General features: G+C 39.5%; 1 pseudogene (running past one end of the window). It reads right to left on the minus strand.

The features are described 5' to 3' along the window. Window positions 1-24,568 (minus strand): annotated as a pseudogene (locus XEN7305_RS28635) (CARDB domain-containing protein); its annotated part runs 3,236 nt beyond the window's last position; the annotation flags it as partial.

Consider the following 24,568-nt stretch of genomic DNA (forward strand, 5'->3'; position numbering starts at 1 on the left):
ATACCACTTAGTAAGATCTTGCGGTAATTTTGGGTCTTCTGGCTGATTAACTTTATCGTTAGGCAAGATTACTGATATTATTGGGGTATTAACAGAAATATCGTCTAAACCTTGGTCTGGTTCTAAGATAACTATTACTTTCCATAAACTTTCAGGAACATTAATGGAATCTGAAGTATTACTTAGATAATTTTTGTTTAATGGATGGTCTGGACTAATATCTCCATTAGCAGAGGCTATTCCCCCAGCTAGAATATACAGCTTTCTACCTTTTTCTTCCACAATCTTCTCCCCAAATATTTCAAGCTGTCGCCACAATCCAGTTCTGTTAAAGTTACTTTGCATCGGAAGAAGATTTGTTGTGAAATAGGTCGCCAGTTGATCTTTTCTCGTTCTATCTCGATCTCCACTGGCAGTTAAATGACCACGATCAAAACTAGGAAACCAATGACCGCTTTGATATCTCCAAGCTGGAGGACTACTTGCTCCAGAGGGCAGCTTATTATGTGGTATCCAAGGATAATCAGTCCTAACAATACTAGGAAGTGAAGATGGATCATTTGAAGGAGGCGTGCCTGGGTTTCCAGGATAGTCATCAGGTACTTGATTCCAGGGTGCTGTTGGTCTTCCAACGTCTCCTAACCAAGTTGAATCAACTATCCAACTAACCCAATTAGGACCTTTTTTCTCATCGTTATAAGACAAAGAATACTGGGGTCTTTCTATCAAATAATTATTAGGATTAGTATTTCTTGCATCACTCGGATTCCCCAAGAGAAGATGTTCGCTCTTAAAGAAAACATCATCTAAATAAGCAGTTCCGCCATTAACTTGAAACTGAAGAGTTGCTATTTGACCACGAAGAGAATCTGGTACATCAAGATGGAAAGTTTCAAAGCCTCTCGTTCCATATCCAATTCGATAGGTATCTGCTTCGTTATAACCCAAATCATAAGGTCCGTCGGCAGCAGAGAAATAAATTGTTTCTGTTTCGGTAACTCCATTATTTCCTGTTAGAGTAACATTGACATTTCCATCACTAAGATTAGGTACATGTAAATTAAAGCGTAATACGCCCCAATCAGGAACAACAAAGCGATTATGAACAATATTATCTCCATCAATTAATTGAAGAGCATAATTAGGCTGATTTGGAGCGTATCCTACTTGCTCACTATAAGTAGCAAGACTATTAATATTGTTCCAATCAACTAATACAGTTTGAAAAGTATCTGAAATATCATTATGCGAAGACCAACCAGGAATAGGTTGATCATCTGATTTCTCGTTAATCGCATCAAAATTACCATTAAACAAAGTAGGAACAGCAAAATCACCTCTCTGTCTAGGTTGAGCCGTATTGTCATTCCAAACAGGAGTTTGATCATCTTCTTCATCAGGACGTAATTCCTGTCCACCACCAAGAACAGAATAGAACCAACCCGTACCAATACCCTCCCAAGGAGCATCTTCCGCACCATGCTCGAAATTATTAGGACTGTACCAAGTTTCAGGACGCTGTAAATTAGAACTAGATGCATCTAAATCACCTAATCTTCTATACAACTGTTCAACAGATTCCTCTGTATTAGGAGAATCAAACTCTCTCAGAGAAACATCATTAGTACCCGAATACCAAGCTAAAGCCCGATTATGGGGTGCGGAATTTTGTTCATCCTCAGTAAAGCCTTTTCTACTATCAGCCTCATTAATTCCACCCAAATAAATTTCCAAATCTGCTCCAGGTAACATAGATCCAGCTAGAGTTTCTGTAGAATCGACATTTGAAGACACAGCAGTTTGATAATAGTTATCAGCAAAAGTGACATTTTCCCAAACCTTGACTTCAGGCTCATTAATACTTCTCAAATCATTTTTCAAAGAATCTTGATTAGGATCTGGAATATCAATAGTTGTCATATGCAGATCGGGGAATTTGTCTGGATGTTCTTCTTTCGGGAAGAAAGTGCCCAATCTTTGAATAATTTCACTATTAATGATTGTTCCTTGTCCCACACCCAAAAAGTGAGTTGGGGAATTAAACAGCTGATCATTACCAAAATTGCGATTTAATTCAACTAAAGAAGCAAATAAAGCATCAGCAGTAGCCTCAGTAAAGCCAGAATTATTAGCAGTTTTTTCTTTGCTAAATTCCCATCCAGGGATTAAGACTAAAGGCTTACCAGCAAAAGAAGGTAGAACATCGTAATTGATTCCTCCATCACTATCTTCCCAATACCATTGACCAGTTTCTGCCTCATATCGCATTATGAGACCTTCATCTGATTCTTGGGTAGTAATATGATCAGCAATTTGCTCAAATTGACGATCAATTAAAAAGTCTTTAGCTTCAGTACCACGAGTCAGAATGGTAACACTACTAAATGGATAAGAATTTTCTGGTAATAGGGTATTAAATTCTGTGGTATCGCGATCTAGTTCTCTTCCTTCATCGTCAAAAACCTTGAGGCCCCAATGATAAGTCTGGCCTGCGGTTAGAGTAAGATTTGAAGGTAATTGCAACTCTGTTTTAGAACCAGGTGTACTATCTCCCGCCCAAGTCCAAGTACCATCACTCCATTTAGCAGTAAGAATCCGATTGGGATTACCATCACCATTGGGTGTGGTCGCATTTATGCCTTCCCATTCATCATCAGGAAATAATCCTTCATATTCAGAGAATACACTCACATAAAGTTCAACTTCTTTGACTTGATCGTCAGTTTCTGACTCAAAAGACCAAGTAAACTTAGGATTCAAGGTAGGATCTAGATCTGGTGTATTAGTACTGCTAGGAGTTTCCAACTCGATATAGTTGTCTCTAAAGAAAATGTCATCTAGATAAACTGTATTGTCAGCATTAAGTTTAAATTCAACAGTTGCAACTTTTCCTCTTAGGGAATCTGGGACTTCTATCTCAAAAGTTTCAAACTGAGTCCTGCCATGCTCTATTGAATAAGGATTGGGAATGTCAAAATCTGAAGCATCTTGCAAACTGATAATCTGAAACTTCTGGTTATTTTTATTATCCTTCTCTTGTATAGTTATCTCTAAGAATCCATTACTAGCTGTGGGTGCGTGTAGATCAAATTTTAGTAAATCTAAATCAGGAACCACAAAGCGATTGTGAAGAAGACTGTCTTCACTATCTAATTTAACGGTATAGTTGGGCTCTGAATCGTTTTCGCCTTGATTCTCATTGAGAGCAAGAGAAGCAATACTATTTGAAGCAAGAGTAGGAATATCAGCCTTGTTAGTAATGCTCTCTATATCAACACCATATTTAAGCTCACCAGTGGGAACTTCCGATACAGTCTCTATGTCAAATTGATCAAATCTTCCATTATGGTAAGACCAACCTGGAATAGCACCAAACCAAAAATTGCGAACTCCATTACTTAAAGAAGTATCAAAATTGCCACTAAAAGAAGCATCAAAATTACCGTTAAACAAAGTGGGTACAGCAAAGTCACCTTTCAATATCGGTTCGGCTGTATTATCAAAGGAAGGATTTGCAGTCAATCTAGAAGCATTATCAAATTCTCGCGTTCCTTCAATTAAGGAAGAATAATACCAACCTGTATTAATTGCTTCCTCTGTATTATTTTTTGATTCGTACCATAGAGGTAGCGAAGAAAGATCTATTTTCGGACTATACCATTTGTCAACATTGATTTCTCCTCTTTGATTTTCAATTTCTATTTCTTCTTCTCCGAAGGAAAAAACATCGTTAAATTTTTCTAGTGCATTATCTACCGTCCCGGCATACCATGCCAGGGTTGCTCCGTGAGCGCCACTAAAGACATTTTCCACAAGGGCACTCAAACCTCTAAAGCCCCTAAAATCACTCAAGTCGAGGTTTAAATCAGCACGATTATCATAATTAGAAGAAACATTGATGTTATGTAATTTACGACCATTAGGTGTATAGTTGGGCACTATACCTAAGATTTTGCCCTGATTAGTTACTTGATAATAATTATCGGCATAATCGACATTATCCCAAACTTGAACTTGAGGCTCTTTAAAATCTCTATAGTCTAAAGTTTCTTTTTTGAATCCACTCAGTTCACCAAAAAATTGAATGAGAGAACCAGCTATTAGGTTTTTGGACAATATGTCAAGACCTGTAGTGACTAATTGTCCTACTGGGATAAGTAAATTTTCCTGATAAAAATCATGGGGGTCGATAGTCGTCATCTGCAAATCTTCTCCCCCAGCGAAAGGAGCATAAGTTCCTAAGCGTTGAATGATCTCACTATTAACTACTGTCCCTCGGCTAAAACCAATGAAATGCAAAGGTGAGTTCAATAGAGCACCTTTCCCGACAAAATTTTCTGTGCTGGTTTGTGTTCCTAATTTTTGATCCAGTGCAACCATTGAAGCGAAAATAGCATCAGCGACTCCTTCCGAAAACCCAGAGTCAGGAACAGTTGATTCGCCATTCTTAGTCCATTCTGGAATCAATACTATAGGTCTATTTTTATAATCACTTTGAAGTTTATTGGCTAGAGTTGTCAAATAATCTGCTTCATGAGGTTCTTTTCCTCCTACTAATTCTAAATTATCTTTCCAGATAAAATTGTTATCCAAGGAAGTTATCTTTTCAACGGGAATCCAATTTCCCGTAAGTTTGTCGTAACGCAGAATCAAACCTTCCTTATCTTCTCCGTGAACACTTACAATTTGCTCCGCCATATCGTAGTAATTTGTGTGGATTCCTTCATGCTCTGAAAGTGAAGGCAAGATGCTAAATCCATGAGTTAAAACCGTTACACTACTAAAAGGATGGTTGGTTATCGGAGCAATTGTTCGAAATTGACCATTTGTATCTAAATTGATTTCTCCAGAGGTTAAAGTGGCTTCTACCGCCCAATAATAGTCTTGACCAAATGTTAGAGCCAATTCGTCGGGCAAGGTAAAACTAGTGCTGCTATTGGGATTATCTCCTTCAATTTGAGCAATCTCTGTTTGTCCATCATGCCAATACCAGGAGTTTGTAGCTTTCTTCCAGGTTGCTGTGAGAATTCGACCAGGATTAAAATCATCGTATTCGTTCCAAGGTTGCGTTAGTAAAGCTTTTTTTTCTGGTTCAGTGAGATCTTCAAGAAACTCTGGATCTGACAAATCAGCTAATTCATCCCAAGGCAACAATCCTTTGTCTTGAGGGAAAGAACTTAAGAATAGATTGACTTCTTCTACATCTTCAAATCCTTCATCGAATTGCCATGACAATGTAGGAGTTAGGTCTTCTGTCTCATTATCTTTTTCAACTGCATCAACTGGGGATAAATCCAACCAGTCTCGATGGTTAACATTGGCAACTGACCAAGGATTATAACCGATAGTTAAAGGTTTGCGTTCCGAATTGTCAGGTGCTCTAAATTGAATACTGCCATTTTCTTGATTTAATATTGTGTAATCAGCAGCAAGACTGATAATTTCATGCCATTTATTAGCATTAGGTTCCAATTCTCCTGGTTTATCGTCAGGGTCTATATTGATAACATAAATCTTGCCTTCTCCTTCTTGTGAAAAGCCACCAGGTAAAGTGGCAAAGAGTTTTTTACTATCACTGCTAATTGCTAAAGAATGAAATCCGTTGGTTTCTTCCGCAATACTAATATTTTGAATTACTTGATGATAAGTATCTGAGCTTGAATCAATATCAACTATATAAACTGTCCTTTGCCGATAGTCACCAACATAGAGATAACGATCATCAGCAGAGGTCGCGATCGCATGAGGCGCAGCATTAACTGGTAACTTAATTGGATCGATAATCTCTGTAGTGTCAGGATTAGTATCTACTTGCTGTAAACTCATCAAATCAATCACAGCAATTCGACCCGAACTTCTCAGAGATACATAAGCACGACCAGCATCATGAGTCGCAACTAAGTCTCTAGGTTGATCAAATTCCGCAGCAGTTCCTACAGGAATTTCTGCTAGCAATAAATCGCTGCTAGTTAAACCATCAGTTGCGATTATTTCCTCTGGATTAAGAGCATTAAACACACTAACCTGTTCTTTGTCTGCTTGGGTAGTGATTGTAAACTCAACATCTTGAGGTTTAAGGTTAATAGTCGTTTCGCTACTATAGGGGATGAGTTCAGCTGAATTAGAGTCAGTGATATCTGCTAATTCTAATTGGTTTCTGGTTAACCCAATAGCAGATTCTGCCAAGACCACTGTTTGAGGAACTCTAATCGCAACTTGATACCGATTATTGCCCAATTCTTGACTTAAATCAGGAATGATTGTGCCTTCATGTTCATTGCCTCCATAATTGAAGGTAACGCTCAAGTCATCAAAAGAAGTTCCCGTGACACCAGGACCTTCTGCTTCTACAACAAAATTACTGCCAACGAGGTAAACAACAGGTTCTTCTATTTCACTAAAATCTAATATCCCTTGCTCCAAAACAGGAGGAGCAAAAGGATCATTTTCTATATTGGGAAATATCTCGTCTAATTTTATATTTGCAGTGGGAATCCCTTGTGGATTGAGATTAACTCCTACTTCCGTAGTGAAGGGTAAAACGCCGATTTTAGGAACAACAACAACATCTATTGAACTCACAGCTTCTTCATAGAAGAAAGGAAGACTAATAACTCCACCAAAATTGAATCCTTGAGCCGATACTCCAGCTGAAACTCCTGCTACCCCAAAAGTATCATTAGCACCTGTTAATGTATTTAAAGAACCATAAGCCTTGCCTACTTTGTATCCAAATTTAGGGACAGCAATAATATAGTCATCATCTTTCGCTTTACTGACTCCAGGCCAAGGAGGAGAAGAAGTCCGAATCATGCCATCGTTGCCGACAATACCCGATTCTTCAACAAACCATGTGGAATTCCAAGTCCCAGTTTCATTAGGTAATTCTCCATCCCGCATAAAGAATACTTCAGTACCTGGTTCAAGTCCGACCGGTGCAGGGATTGCTAACTGTGCAGGAATTGCTAGGGGATCATCACCAAAATCTAATCTAAACGCATCAATAACATCAAATTTTTCAGGCAAAGGTATAGTTAAATCCGACGTTTGCAGAGTAGTAATACTAATTTCCGCTGCTTCATTTAACGCCCCTTGTGGAATCATTACTTGATAACCATCGCTATTTTCAACAATTCCGCCTTCTATATCTAATACTTTTGCACCAATATTAGGTAGTTCAACATTGACAGGAATTATGACTTCAGTTCCACCATGAATAACCGTAACTTCAGCTTTGCCTTCAGTTAAAGTAGTGATTAATCCATCTTCATTAATAGTAATGACATTAGGATTATTCACAAAATAGCGAGTGCCAGTTGTACTATCAGTGAGGTCAGCAGAATCGACAATTCCTTCTACTGCCACTAAGATTTGTCTTTCAACACCTGAAGTTAAGGTAACTGCATCAGGATAGACATCCAAACCGAAGAACTCGGCTATTACTGAATCGAATTGTGCTTCGCTATTGGCAAAATCTATTTGACCAATTCTTGATGTTGTAACTGCGGTTAGTCCATCTCTTTCTGCACTTAAAATTGAAGTTCCATTCCCAACACCAATTACCAACCCATCATTAGCGATCGCAACATCTTCATTCTCACTACTCCAAGTTAAATAATCCCCAGGCAATAACACATTCTCTTGATCGGCAAAGTCGCCGATCGCCTGTAACTCAAACTGCTCACCCACTTCCAACTTCGGATTCCTCACCACAAAATCCAAACTCGTCAAAGGTGCATCGCTCACATTAATCTCAATCAGTTCTGGATCACTAACCGCAAATCCGTCATCAGCCAACAACTTAAAGTAAGCTGTACCCGTATAACCGACATCAGGAGTAAAGATGGCAGTCTCACCATCGGGCGCAAAAGTAACCGTCCCATTCTCTACATCGATCGCGCGATAAAATATTCTGTCTCCCTCTGGATCACTCGCTAAATCTGCCAAAGGAATTTGGACACTCAGATCCTCATGAGTTAAAGCATTGCTATTAATAACTACCGGAGCTTGATTCGCACTAAATCCATAATTGCTACCGAGAATCTGGACATCGATTTTATCAATAACGCGATCGTGATTCAGATCCAGCGCAATATCATAACCTGCATCCCCCAAAGCATTACCCAAAGCAGCAGTTACGGCTTGACTATCCAGCCCATCAACCACACCATCACCATTCACATCACCTGCAATACCTAACCGTAATTGATAATCAGCATCACCATTAACCGCCAACAGATTTAATCCCGCTTTCTCAATAGCAAATAGAGCAAAACTACTATTAGTATCAGTTTGAGTGCTAACGGGAGTTAAACCCTCAATGCTTGGTAATTCAGTACTTCCATTAACATCAACACCTAACAAAACAAATCCTGTGGCGGTTGAATTAATTTCCGAATCACGGAATCCCAAACTATAAAGATCACCATTGCCATCACTTAAAGTACCGCTAGTTAATGTCCCATTAAAGCGACTTGCCGTACCTAAATCTGCCTCTAGAGGTAAGATTTGTGGATTATCGAAATATGCGATCGCGGAGCGATCCGCTTTGCGGTCCGCTTCTCCTGTATCTCCAGCGATTAAATTCAAACCAGATTCGCCATAACTGTAACGAACCGAATCCCCCACAGAGATATTTCTTACACCTACCAAATTACCTGCATCATCATAGGTATAGGCGATCGCGTCACCATTAGGAGCCGTAATTTGAGTCAATCTACCCGCATCATCAGACTCAAAGCTGACCATCTCACCCGTCTCTGCATTGAGAATGCCACTATCGCTATAAATCAACCGTGTCCCATCAGCAGTAATCTGTTCTACAACAGTTCCATCAGCATCCAATCGATATATTATTCCGTCAGGTGCTGTCAGCTGATAGGCAAAACCGCCTTCTGCCCTCTGCCCTCTGCCCTCTGCCTTCAAATTATATGGTCTTGCTGTTTGTAGATCGTAATAACGTCCCCTGGCTACGCTCAAGACAGCATCCGCAGATTCCAGACTATAGTTAACATCTGCATCCGCAACCCAAGCAGGTTTATAGTAAGTTAATCCCGTAATCTCTTCAGCAACAGGTTGGAAAGTAAAACCAACTCGTTCCCCATCAGGCAAAGTCAGATAAACCCTGGTGCCATTCTCAAACGGAATTTCCCCTCTGCTGCTGCCCTCTGCCTTCTGCCCTCTGCCTTCATTGCTTGTTTCTAAATTAAAATTACCATTGGCTAATTCCCAACCATTACCAAAACTGCCAACTTGATCGCGATTTAAAGAATCATAACGACGAACCAGATTAATTACTGTTTCATCTACTGTCTCATCAACTGACTCACCAGTAAATGCGATCGCCAAATCTGTATCCTGGCGTAAATACTGCTTTTGCTTACTATTGCTCCTTACCTCTACAACAATCTCTGTAGTAGAAGTTCGACCTTTAATATCAGTAGCAGTCAACTCCAAAGTATAGAAACCATTGCCATATAGAGCAGGATCTAAAGTAGTAATTGCCTGATTATTAAAAGTTCCATAACCAGAAGCCAGAACTTCTGACTCTTGACTTTTGACTCTTGACTCTTGACTCCTAAATACTTCCAATACCCACTCATCCAGATTAGTATCACTAACCGTTCCTGTAATTGAAATTACCTCTCCAGCAACAGATTCATCTAATCCCAAACCAAAAGCCACAATCGGCTCGTCTTCATCTTCAGGATCTCTAACCTTAATCACCTCTGTGGTTGTCGCAGTCCTTCCCGCCGCATCAATAGCTGTCGCAATAACCTCGATTCTTCCTGGTTGGTCGGGAACAAATTCACCCCGATTCCTACTATCTAATGTCAACTCAGTCCCATTGGCTGTGAGAGTAACATTGTCAATATCAGTGAAACTATCAGCTAAAGCACTAATCACCACCTTCTGCCCAGGAATTGCTGGGAAACTCGGTGTCAATTCAATATTAACGATGGGTGGTGTAGGTTGAGTTTCAACACGAATCAGCGCATTCTTCTCAGCAATTATTTCTCCATCTGATATTTGATAAGTGACAACATAGTCTCCCACTTGTCCAGGGGAAGGAGTCCAGGTAACTATTCCTGTATTGGGATCTAAGACTGCTCCAGCAGGTAAATTTTCCGCACTATATTGCAGAGCTATTGGTGGTGAACTATCGGGGGTAGGAACATATAAATCAGGATCATCTCCTTGTAAAGTAAATTGTAGTTCTTCACCCAAAGCGACAATCTGTGGTGCTACATCGATAGTTGGCGTGCGATTGACATTCCTAACCAGAATTTCTACTATTTCAGAATCTGGTACCAATCCAGAATCCTCGGTTTCATTCCCATCAGTAACCGCAAATTCCAGGTAGTAGACTCCTGCTTGTCCGTAGTTGGGTTTCCATTTAAATTCCCCTGTACTACTATCGAGTCTTGCGCCTTCTGGCAAATTCGCGATCGCTGAATAGAAAATCGGCTCGGCGTCAAAATCATTTCCTTTGAGGTTGAAGATTAATTCAACATTCTCTCTTGTTGCTTGTGTGGGTAGGGGAGTTAGTGATGGCGGACGGTTATTGTTTGCAACATTAATATTCACTGTTTGCGAGCTGCTACTATGGCCATCGCTCAGAGTGAATTCAATATTGTCATAAACTCCTTGGCTGAAGAAATCCGGTGTCCAGGTAAATTGTCCTGTAGCAGGATCTAAAGTTGCGCCTCGGGGTAAATTCTTGACACTGTAGGTTAACTTATCAAGATTATCATCATCAGTCTTATCGAGATTATCATCATCAGTTCCTCCTAAAGCAAAGGATAAAGTATCACCTTCGATCACATTTTGCTCTGCGATCGCGGGTAAAGTTGGTGCAATATTTGTGTCCTTAACTACTAAGTTAAAAGTTTGTTCGCTGCTTAGAATCTCACTAATATCTCCATTGGCGTCATCTTCAACTTTAATTGTGATGGGATACTTATTATCGAGATCTGCATCGGTGGGAGTCCAACTAAATAATGCTTGTCCATAAACATCATTGGTAGTTAAGATTTCCTCATCAGATAATCCTGTAGCAGAGAAAGTTAAATCATCTTGATCTAGATCTGTAGCGAAGATAGTGAATTCTAAAGGTTCATTGACAATGGCTATTTTGTCACCAATATATTGCAGGGCAGGACGTTCGTTAACAGCTTCAACAGTAAGAATAAAGGAATAGCTGGCCGATACATTGCCTTCATCGGTGGCAATTAAGATGATAGGATAATTACCGCGATCGCCATCACCTGGTATAGCCTGGAGATTAGCTGTGCCATCGCCGTTATCTGTGAGGGTGACAAAATCTGGTAACCCAAAACCACCGACTCCTGTACCTCTAATCGCGATCGGATCACCGTCGGGATCACTAGTCTCAATAACTAAATCTAAAGTTTCTCCCCGTTGTACAGTTTGATTGGAAATTGCAGGGATCTCTGGCGGACGATTAACATCCCCAATTGTGATCTCAATCGTTTGAGTTGTGATTTCTGGCTCATCACCATCACCATCATCAGTCGCCGTAACTGTAAAAGAATGAACTCCTGCATCATCAAAGTCAGGCTCCCAATTAAAGATAGCAGTTTCGAGATCAAAAGTTGCGCCATCAGGTAATCCCGTTACCAAATAGTTAACCGTGGGGTTCGTTCCTTCGAGTACAGTCAACTTACCATTCGATAACCGTTCTTGAGGCACAAAGCCGGGATTATCAGGATCAAAGGCAAAGGCTCTAAAGCTAACAGTTTGACCTTCAACAGCAAACCAACTATCTATATTATTGAAGACTGGAGCCGCATTGACATTGAGAATTTCTAGCTGAGCAATTTCAGTGGTAGAAGCTTCGCCATCACTTACCGTAAAGGGTATCGAATATTCCCCAGCCTGGAAGAAATCAGGAGTCCATTCAAACACCCCTGTATTCGGATCAAGGAATGCCCCACCAGGTAGCGAATTACTTTTGAATTGTAAGGGCGAACGGCCGTTCGCCCCTACGGGATCGGGATCGCTTGCCTGTAGCTGGAACCGAATCGCATCACCTTCTACATAGGTTTTCGGTACTATAGGCAATAAATTTGGGGCTTGATTTGCCGGTGCAATAAGAAAATCAGTAGTGGTTGCAACTTGGTTTACACCATCACTAACAATAAAGGTGACATCTTCATAGGTTCCGGCGTTATCAAAACCAGGAATCCAAGAAAATATTCTGGTTTCACTATCAAAACTGGCCCCAGCAGGCAGATTATCGGCCCAATATTCCAGGCGATCGCCATCGGCATCACTAGCACTGATATTCAGTTCGATTAATTCACCTTCATTGCCATTAATATCTTGGGATAAGGGAATGAATACCGGTTCTTGATTACCTCCTGCCACATCAATCGTAAATTCTTGAATTGCGCGACCACCACGACTGTCATAGACATGTAAGGTAATATCAGTTTGCACCGGACTATCGGCAGTGGGATTCCAGGTAATGGTGCCATTATTATTGTCAATGGTCATTTCTTCTGGAGCATCGTAGAGTAGATAACCAATCACGCTACCATCGGGATCTTCGGCCAGAACATCGTAAGAATAGAGTTCGCCTGCTATGGCAGCGGTTACAGGGTTACTAGTAAAGACAGGCGCTTGATTCGTAGTTGGTAAAGTATAAATCGCTGGCTCAAATTCAAACCGTACTGCATCAGGATTATAAATAGTTACGGTCTGGCCTGTAATAGATTCTCCAGGTTCTAAAACACCATCTTCTAGTGATGTACTTAGATCAAGGAAATAGGCTCCCAATTCACTACGATTGACGTAATTGAGAGGTTCAGCGGTATTGTTGTTGTTATCAGATTCTAGTAGAAGGGCGATCGGCAATAGCAAATCATAATCAGCTCTATTTGTCAGAGAAACATCAAAGGAGACAGTTTTGTTAGCGCGATTAGAACGAGTATTAGTAAATTCTAAATCAACAAAAGCTGAGAAATCCGAAACTGCTGTAAAGTCAAATTGATATGCTTCTGTAAGTTCCAGACCTTCAATATTCTCAAGATTAGGAGCAATAGAGAATGTATAGTTATCCGTTTCTAACGCATTGAAGTTGAGAGTCGCTGTATTACTAGTTGCATCATAGGAAATGCTCACAGGAGTCAAACTATTACCGCTACTCTTACTGGTTAAGCTATAGTTATCAGGATTGAGAACTGAATCAGCCTCGGTAGCTTCGCCAACATACATTTCTTGGTCGAAAGTAACGCTTACTGTACCTCTCGGGAGAGCTACAATGCCGTCGGTCGGAGGATTAGTAAAGGCGATTTCTGGAGGAATTAGAGGGGAGAAGACATCAACTTGATTCGATTGGGAAATTAACACTCTACTATCAGAAGTTGTTTGCAAAATATCCCCGCGACTACCTCCTTTAGCAACAGTGACAGAATTTCTAGTGGCTAGATCTACCATGATTAATTCGCCACTATTACTAGAAATAAAGAGCAAATTATCTAATTCTGTATCTTCTTGACCAAAAGCTAGAGAATCTATGGGTAGTTCGAACTCTAATAATGATTGAGGTATGTTATTTAGCCTTTCATTGTCAGGTTTTTCCCTAACGGTTTCTGGATTAGGAACAAAACGAACTACTTCCCCACGATTGGGCCAACGATTAGCCCAGAGATTCCCAAAATTATCAAATTCTAAATTACCGACTCTGAGATTACTAAAGTGAGTAAAGGTTTCCGCGATCGCATCAAAAATCTCAATCCCATTACCCGAAGAAACATAAATTAACCCCGTTTCAGGATCGATCGCCAAAGATTGAGTTATGCCATCACCATATTGGTTAAGAATCTCTCCTGTACTGCTATCGAGCTGAAGTAATGCTCCACCACCTGTGGTTGCCCAAAGAGTATTATTTTCATCAAGTTCTAAGTCAAAGATCGGCACTGGTAATTCAATTAAAGCTCGACCCACATCTCCACCAACACGATCTATTTGATATATAGAACCGCGATTTCTGCCACCACTGATCAGGAACGATTCATCAGGTAATTCAACAATTGCCAGAGCAGAGATATCACCATGACTTTCTGCAATTCCTGTAGCAAAAGCAGAAGCTTTAAAGGGACGTAAAACACTATTAAATTCTGAAGGATTAGTGGTGTTGAGAGTACCAGGAACTCCTGTTACTTCATTAAAAATCGGATTAGTCGGGAGAATAATTTCTGGTTCTGGTGCAGGAGTGGGAGTTGGTTCGCTGGTTTGTCCAACACTAGTGAGACTACCTAAGTTAGTGCTACTCCCATCGTCTGGAGCATTAACCCCCAAGGGAGGCAATTCGGTATTCCCTGCATTGTCAGTTGCTAAAGCAAGAAATTCATAGGTATGTCCCGCTTCTCCCGTGAAAACAGCTTCGGTATCGGTAGTTTGTTGCTGCCAAATCGTAAAGTTGCCACCGTCTTCAGCTACATAAACCGTGACATGTCTGACTCCTGAACCCTTGGTGTCCTCAACTGCATTCCAGCTTACGAGATAATCATTGTCGCTACCATTTAGAGCTTCGACATTAATTGTAGTTACAGGCGCAGCACCATCGATAGTATTAGTGATAGTCGGCGTATCTAAAGTTGGAGCTGTATTGTAGATAATTCTGGCATTGGCACTGATCTGATCTCCCGTAACGAGATCCTCTTTGGGTGCGATCGTATAACCAACAAAACCACTACCAGAACCGATCGCATCATTAGGTGGCAGCAATCCAAAATCAGGATCATCTATCACTTCTCCTGTTTCGGGGTCGATCGCCTGTAACAACCAACTAACAGTAGCAGTAAGATTATCACTATCATCATCATCAGGCAGAACTAATAATCCCGCATTCACCCGCAGAATAAAGCCTTTGGTACCGGTAAAGTCAAAGTCTCCAGCAAATGTCCCGCGACCTTCAGGAATATGAACTCGGATATCTCCTATCTGAAGATCTCCCAAACGGAAGGAACGCGGATCTAAATTCTTATCGAGTTCCGTAACAATATTAATCTCACCAACACTAGCATTGGCATTAGGCGAATTAGCAAATTGAATTGTATAGGGTAAGGCTTCTCCTAGAGGAATCAGACCATTTTCTTCTGTAGTAACGGGTCCTATAATATTACTAAGTTCGTTCACTTCCCCTGAACCTTCTGGGAACTGATTAAAGTTAGGATTAGGAACATTAGTCGCATCAGGTAAATTTAAGAACTCGTCACCAAAGGGAACATAAATATTAAAGGCTTCAAAATGGGTAGGTGCGGTGAAGCCCAAATCATACAGCTCTGGCTCGGGAGGCTCATTTTTCCCAGTTAATGCTTCATCATGGCCATACCATTTTCTTAATTGTTCAAAGAAATATAAGAGATCGCCATCGGTAATAATTTCTTCTCCAGCTGCCCCAACTAAGACGCCACTAGCCAAAGTCGCCATCATACTCGCAACTAAAGGATTTTCCCTTACTGTTGGCGCTTCATCTTCTTGTCTGAGTAATCCCGCAGCTTCTAGTGCAGCGAGATAGGAAGCAACCCAAATATCGGGATCTGCCGCGAGTAAGGCTAAGCTGGAAGTCGCTTCAGGATCATTGAGAATATTTTCTCTTAGGGTTAAAGCCGATTCAGTTTGTTGAGCAATAAATTCGTCCCGAGTCAGGACAGTTGCAGCGGCTTGAATATGGAATTGGAAAGCAATCTTGGCATCATCTTCAGGCTCTAATTTTTCAAACGCATCTGGTTGTAATGCCAGCAAATCATTTAACCCAGGATAAGCTTGGGCATTAAAGGTGAATCCGCTGACCCCAGCAGTTCGAAAGTCATAGATGTAACCAGGAGCAAGAATTTCGCCATCAGTGTTGATATCCGAAACTAAACTTGCCCAAGGTACATCTCCTAGAGAATTATCTGATGTGGCAATGGGGGGCGTACCTCGTAAATTAGAAGTGAATCCCACATAGGGTAATTCTGTTATTCCAGCTTCTTTCGTAACTGGGTCGTCAAAAAGACCAAAGAGAAAACGATTATTTTGTAATTCAGGAACTCCAAATTGGAAGTGAACATAGGGAGTATCGAGATTGGTTAGACTTCGGACAGCAACGCTATAGGTTCCTGTTTCTCCTGCTGTGAGGATTCGAGGACCACCTGAACCGACTGTGATATCCCGTTCGATCGCTCTTTCGACTAAATAGCGGTAGGGCGCGATCGCTTCTTCGCCATCGGGATTAATAACCTTAACGTCATAGAGTCCGTGGGGTGCATCTTCAAAATCAAAAATCGCAATAATATGAGTTCCATCAATGACTTCATAGGATGCGGGAATAAATTCGCCAATTCCAGGACGAACGAACTCCACTAGGGCATCTTCACGGAATCTAGCGCCATAGATATGGGTTGTTACATATTTACTATCGCCACCGCGATCGCTAATAACATCACTAATCCCAAAAGGCAGCGACTGAGCTAAGAGGCTAATATTTTCTTTACCAGGTGAGAAAAAGCCGTTGGCCAAAATATAGTAAGTACCTGGCTCAGTAGTCGGGACAATTAATGATTGATCCGCATTTAATCCACCGTCATAGGCAAAATCATAATCGGCAGTAGTAGGAACCGATCCTTGTTTAATAAATAATTCATTAGCAGCATTATCCTTATCTGAATCTAAGATGACTTGGAGAGTATCCCCAGCATCAACATCGATTTGATAGAGACGAGATTGTCCTGTAACTAAAGTAGTATCTTTCTTAACTCCTAGACGAATTTCTTCTACTTTTATATTGAGAATATCTCCAGAAGCTGTCTGATTATTATCTTCATTCGTTTCATAGATTTGATTATAAATATCAGGACGAACAATGATGCGATAACCTTCCTCACGTGGAAAAGCAGGAGGTAAAATCGCTTCTAGTTGTGGAGTATGGTATTCTCCTGGTGCCAATGGGCCTGTAAGCCGAACTCGACCTAAGAGAGTATCTCCAATATCCCAGCGATCGTCTTTAGATAAATAGACCGCATCACTCCAAGTACCCTCAACAATATTAGGATCTTTCCCATCAATAATTTTATTAGTAGTCTTCCATTGAATAGTGATGTTATCTCCAGAGAAAACCTTATTTGTAGAATTGATATCAGGGAAAGTTATACCCTCAACTTGCAAATCTACTGGTGGTTGAAATTCTACGAATAAAGGAAAAGGTTCATTACTATCAGCATCAGCAGGGTTAGTCCTAGCACGAGAGTTATTAAAATCCAAACCTCCTTCAAAAACCTGATCTTTGCGCCTAGAAGATGCAGGATCTGTAATTACAAAAATGTAAAATGGTTCCGATGGCAATGGTTCCGATAAATCGGTGGGAACATCTATTAAATTTGTGGGAACATCTATGGTTATGTTCTCGATATAACTTTCTCCAGCATTTAAACCACCATCATGGAGTATAGATTTTAAATAAATATCACTTTCTAAATCCAAGAATTGATCTCTACTAAAATAAACTAAATCGCTCCAGCTCTCTTGAGTCGGATTACCAGTTCCTGTATTAGTGACTTTATAAGTTAAATCGAAGGTTTGTCCGACAAAGACTTTTGTTGTGCCCTCAAGAATTTTGACTTCAGTTACCTGTAAATCTGGAGGATTTCGTAGAGTAATTTGTAACCCAGCTTCAGTTATGTTATCCCCTTCATCTTGAAATTCTTCCACACGCGCTAGATTTCTACGGGTAGGGACCCTATAGCCTTTCTCATAATCGATAGCAGAACCATTTATGATCCCAGTAATATTAGAATCGGTAAAGACTAAGATGTAATAATTGCCTTCAATATTTTCTGGAAGTTGAACATTAAGATTAGCATCGTAAGAAGCCCTAATATCTAGTACACCCTGACGTTCATACTCACCAAGTAAAGTATCCTCTAAATCTAAAGAAGGATCTCTTGACAAATAAACCCGATCAAACCATTCCCCAGTCCTCGTTGCTCTGGTGCCATTATTAGTCGTAGTCCAGCTTATGGGAATGATACTCCCTGATTCAGAGGTGGGAATTGTACCTTCCGAATTTGAAGTAATATCGTCAATTCGCAGAGCAGTTACTTCTAAATCTGGTTCCCGATAAACAACCGACAGTTCAGTTTCATCCAAATTATTACTGCGATCTTCAAACCCACGAGAAACAAACTGTTCTCTCGAACCTGTATTATGAATTCTTCCCCTAATATCGGTAGGATTTCCTTGATAATCTACAATAGATGTTCCTGCTGGTTTATTAAGGAGATCGGTCTCAACATAGATATAATATTCTCCTTCAATTCCTTGAGGTAAGGTAAATTCTTGAGTTTGAGTATAAGTACCATTCTCGCCATCATATGTGCCTAGAGGAGTCTCAGGACTGTAAATAACTCTACCTAATTCAGTTGCTCGACTTAGATCTAATATTGGGTCGGGAGATATCCAAACTCCGTCATACCAATATTTAGTACCAGACCACATAGGAGCACCCTGATTGATTACTTTCCATTGCACCTCAATTTTTTCACCAGAGAAACTGGTTTCAGGAACTGTAATCGAATCAACTACGAGATCTGCTGGTGCATTATCAACCATAGTCTTGGCAAACCTTGCATTATTATTTCCAAAAGCTCCTTCCCAAGCAGGTTGAGTACCACTATTAGTGACAACAATTACATATTGACCAACCGCAGCAGGAGATAAATCAAAATCAGCTATCTGCTCATAACTTTCTCCTGGAGCCAAACCTCCTTCATAAGTGAATGAACCTAAATTCCAGATTACGGATGATTTATCAAGACTAGGAGCATCAGTCAGATAGACAAAGTCTCTCCAGCTCTCATCCCTAGTTGCTCCTCCACCATCATTTTTTACTGTCCATTTCACTCTAAAGGGATCTCCTCCTTTAGCTTTGTTGGGAATAGGAAGAATAATATCTTGAACGACCAAATCTGGTGCTGGAGTTGGGAGAATGGTTATGGGTTTTGCCTTATAGTTATTATTTCTTAATTCATTAGAATCATCGAGATTGATATTATCTGTGAAAGTATTTTCCAAAACAACATCATAAGTATCGCTCCAGGGCGTGATGTACCATTCTCCTGTTATTACCTGATCAGGAATGGTCACGCTTACTGTTTCGCGATATTCTCCTTCAGTAGTTATTTCTGATTCAGCGGTGAGTTCTCCTCTATGGGTAATGGTTTTGAGTAAAATGTCTTCCGATCTTTTCTCTATATTTGCTGCGGATGGACGACCTTGATCTCTAGTTAGCCAAATTGTATCCGTCCAACTGTCAACATTAGTTGTTCCCACACCTTTATTCGTGACGGTATAACTCACTTCAATGGTTGAACCTTCAAAAGCCCGCTCTGGGGCAAACACATCACTGGTCACTAGATCGGAAAGGGACGTACTGTCACTTCCAGTACCATTATCGGTAAAATCTACGAAAAACTGTTCGGACTTAGTATTGTTGTTCTCTTTGTCTTTCGGTAATTCGTTAACCTTATTTCCACTATCAGTTTCAACGATTATATGGAAATTACCTTGGAAACGTTGCGGAACTTTAAATTGAGCGGTCCTAGAAGTGTAACTTGCCCCTGCTCCTAAGGCTGAACCATTTTTTAAACTGTCTACAATAATATCGTCAGAACTAATCTGATCATCTAGAGACAAATAAACTGTATCTGTCCAATTGGGAGTGTTTGTGCTAGCGGAGGTGCTTTCATTCGTTACGGTAAATTCTACTGCGATAGTCCCATTTTCATCTACTTTATCTGGTATCGTAATCGATTCAACTTGTAGGTCTGGTCTAGCAGGTAATGTTAGTTCAATTGGTTGTCCATCAATAGTAATGTTGTTTGCAGTGTTAGTACCTTCAAACAAACTTTCCTGAAACAGAATAGAAGCATTGGTCTCAACTACAATTTGATATTCTCCCTGTAGTTCTGGTGGGATAGTAATTTGTTCTTGACGAATATAGGATTTCCCTGCTTCCAATCCTGAATCATAGGTATAGTTTCCCAATCGAATCTTTTCTGGGAGAGTCCCATCCTCGGGAGATTCCGCCTTTTGCAGAGAGATTTGGTCTGTCCAACCACCGATCGCGTTTCCTTGTCCTTTATTCGCAACCTCCCAAGTCAGATCAATTTTCTCTCCAGATTTAATCGCACTAGGTGCGGTAATATCTATAACTTCCAAATCTGGTGGCGGAGTTAATTGGACTTCAAAGATAGCGGAGGTATTACTGTTGTTTTTATCGTAAATAAATTCAAAGGGGCCTCCAGTTTCGGCAATTAGGTAATAATCTCCTTCAATCCCATCTGGCAAAGTGACCGTAGCAGAGCGCTCATAACTACCTTCAAAAGCTAAGGCCCCAGCATGATTAAATGATCCTAATGGAATCCTTTTATCGTCAGAATCACTAACTAAATATAGAGTATCGTTCCAACTGCTAGTATTCGTGAGACCAATTCCATCATCAGGATCATGTTCTGGAATACCATCTTTATCAATACCATTAGTTACTGTCCATGAAACAGATAATGGTTGTCCGCTACTAGCTGTACTGGTAGGTTTAACTTCGGTTATTTGCAAATCTGCATAGGGAATTGGTAGTACATCAAAGAAGGTGATGTTACCCTCCTCATCTTTTGCTTTTTCTTGAATATTGTCGTCTTTTAATCCATTTTCAAAGACCAGATTTTCGCGATCGCTTTCTACGTAGAGACGATAACGACCTTCAAAGGATGCGGGGAAAAGTATTGATTGGGTTTGGGTATAGCTTTCGTCTTTTCCTAATCCACCAGTATGAACAAATTCACCAAGAATCGTCTCTTTATTGTCATCCTCAGAAACAATAAATACGGTATCTGTCCAACTATCTTCTGGTCCTCTGCCTGTTCCTGTATTGGTGACTGTCCAGCTAATTTCTACTCTGGCTGGATCATCTATCGTCACATCTGGCGCAATGACATCTGATACGACTAGATTGTTATAGGTAGGTAATAAAAGATCAATTTTTTTTGTAAAAATATTATTAGTGGGGTCACTATCAATTTGACTAGATTGAGCTTCGATAATTAGATGCCAATCACTTGCTAAGTCAATATCAAAAGTGTCAATAATAAATTGCTGATTAAAATCATAAATGCTATTTTGCGCCAAGATTGTGTTATCCGTCTCGTTAAAGTTCCCTAAAATAATATCGTTATTATCTTTAACATCATCTTGAGAGAGATAGACGGTATTATTCCACCCTTCAACCTCAATTACATCTTCATTGCTAACTTGCCATTGAAGATCAAATTCTTCATTCCAATATATAGTATCTGGTACATTAACTGGTGTTACTTGAATATCAGTTAAACCAATTTTTATCGGAAGAGAATAAACATTATCTGCTTGCTCAGTTTCAACTAATGCATTGTCTAAATCAGTAACAAATAATAGATAATAATCTCCAGTTAAATCATTGGGAATAGTAATATTAGTATCAATAGTATAACTCTCATTACTTGCTAAACTGCTATATCCATATTGGCTAAATAAATTAGAATCATTATTATCTAAGATATTATCTTTTGACAAATAGACATCATCTCGCCAAAAACTAAGCGCGATCGCATCAGCATCTGTATCATTAGAAACTTGCCAAGATACTGGAATTACTTGATTAGATGTTACGGAAACAGGTGCAATTACATTTTCCACTTCTAAGTTAGCAACTTGAATATCTAATGGAGCAGCATAAACATTTGTATTTGTGTTGGCCTCTGGTACCTCATCAAAAAAATCAGTAACAAACAAAAGATATTGAAGTCCTTGCCTTGTCTCAGGAATATTAATTGATAGATTACGACTATAGCTATCATCAGCTAATAAAAAGTTTATGTTGCGAGAGCCTAAAAAATCATCATTATCATCAAAAGTTTGATTGTCCGATAAATAGACGCGATCTTGCCAAGAAACATCATCAGAAAATGCTGCACCATTGCCGCTATTAGCTACTATCCAAGAAACATCAAAAGATTGATTTAAACTTGCGGTAGCAGGAGTAACAACAGATGTAATTGCTAATTCTGCTTGTTTGATAGATATTGGTTTTGCCAGAATATTATCTTCTTCATCAACTTCTCCTTGAATATCATTGCTGTCAGTAATCAATAATATATATTTATTGCCTAATGTCGCTGAATCTGGAATTTGGACTGTTTGTAAGACATCATAATGAGCTTGAGCTGCTAATGGAGTTTGATCTATTATCTGTTGTCGATCAAGATAAATATCGCTATCGTCATAATCTGGATCATCAGACAAATAAATTTCGTCAGTCCAATTAGCCGCAGCTTGATGATCTCCAATATTCTTTACTGTCCAAGATAATGTTATATTTTCATTCAAAGATGCTGCTCCTGGGACAGTCGCATCTGTAAGTTTTAAGTTAGTTGCAGTTAACTTTATTGGTACAGAATAAACATTATCATCCTCATTCGTTTCAGGAAAATTATTTGCTCTGTCTGTCACAAAGAAAAGATAACGCGAGCCAGTACCAATACTTTTAGGAATTGTTATTTCTGTGGCTGCATCATGGCTTTTTCCTGAATTGATTAATGTATTATTTTCGTATTGATAATTACCTAGATAAATATCATCATTAATATCAAATTTGTCATCTTCAGAAATATAGACCCCATCTTCCCAAGTAGCTGAAGCTGTTGCTGTTCCTCTATTAGTAACTGTCCAAGATACTTCTATCGTATCGTTTAAGGTCGCGTCTGTTGGTACATTGGCAGAAGTTATTTCAATATTAGTTGTATCTAAAACCTCAATTGGCAAAGCATAAACATTATCCTCTTCATTAGTTTCTCCCTGATCATTATTTCTGTCAGCAACTACTAATAAATGATAATTACCAATATCAACTTCTGGGATATTAATAAGAGTACTGGAATTTCTATTATGTCCAGGACTTAAATATCGAAATCCTCTGCCATCGTATGAATAATAATCATCTTGCAGAACACTCTTTAAAAAAGTATCTCCATCATCAAATTGGTCATCTTTAGAAAGATAAATATAATCATTCCAGGCAGCATAATTACGGCTATTTATTCTTATATTGTCAGCTAGTGCATTCGCATTGCCTGTATTTTCAACAGTCCAATTAATTTGAATAGATTTACTTCCTTTATTGATTTTCGGTGGAGCAGAAACATTAGATATCTCTAAATTAGGAGCTTTAATCTCAATAGGAACGGCTTTAACATTATTGCTATTATCTGTTTCTGCTTGATAGTCATATCTATCACTAACAATTAAAAGATAGCGATCGCCTGTTTTCGTATTAGGGATCTCATCTACAGTTATATCAGCGGTATAACTAGCTCCAGCGGCTAGTGGAGTAAATGAAGAAGTAGAGACTGAATCAACTAAACTATCACTACTATCAAAATCTTCATCATCAGAAATATAAATATAATCTCCGGAGCTAACAACCGCTGTTTCAGAGCCATTATTTTCAACAGTCCAGGACAGATAGGGTCTACTAAGAACTGTTGCCTCAGATGGTGCTGTGATTGATGTCACGGTGAAATCGACATCTGGAATAGCTAACTCTATCGGAACCGCTTGAATATTATCTGAAAAATCGGTTTCTTGTTGATTGTTTTGTTGATTAGTAACGAATAGTAGGTAGTATTTACCAACAGTTGTTTGAGGAATAACAATGTCACCTGCAAGGCTATAACTATCTGCTGCGGCTAAAGGCGTTTTGTCCGCAGCACTCAAAGATATTAACTGAATATCATTGCTGTCATACTCATCATCACCTGAGAGATAAACATAATCAGGCCAATTACTAGTTGCATTGGTCTCTCCCATATTAGTAACTGTCCAATTTACTTCAACAGTCTCATGTATCTTGGCAGATGGGGGAACAACGGTATCGGATACGGTTAAATTAGGTAAATCAAGTAATTTTAGGGGTACAGCAAGGAGATTATTAGACTCATCAGTTTCAGCTTGTTGATCAAAATAATCTGCTACAAATAATAGATGATAATCACCTGGAGCTTGCTCTGGTAATGTTATGGTTCGGGAACGAGTATAGCTATTTTCTGCTGATAAACCATATCTAATATATTGAGGACTCAAGAAAAGATCATTTTCATCAAGATCTTCATCTTCTGAAAAATAAATCCGATCATACCAATAGTCACGACTAGCGTTCTCTGTCCCGGGATTAGAAACATTCCAAGACACGGTTAACTCACTTCCAATATTTCCTTGAAGTGTTTCATCAGGAGAAGTTATGGATAAATCTACATCTGGATTCTTTATTTCAAGATAAACAGCCTTAACATTATCCTCTTCATTGGCCTCATCATAGGAATTATCGCGATCACTAACAAATAATAAATAGCGGAAACCAGTTTCTATATTAGGCAGACGAACGTTGAGGTTTTTAGTATATTGCTCTCCGACATTTAAAGCCTCAATAAAATGGTTCACTCTATTAACAAATAAAGTATCGTTATCGTCT

The organism is Xenococcus sp. PCC 7305 (assembly GCF_000332055.1).
Classification (GTDB): domain Bacteria; phylum Cyanobacteriota; class Cyanobacteriia; order Cyanobacteriales; family Xenococcaceae; genus Xenococcus.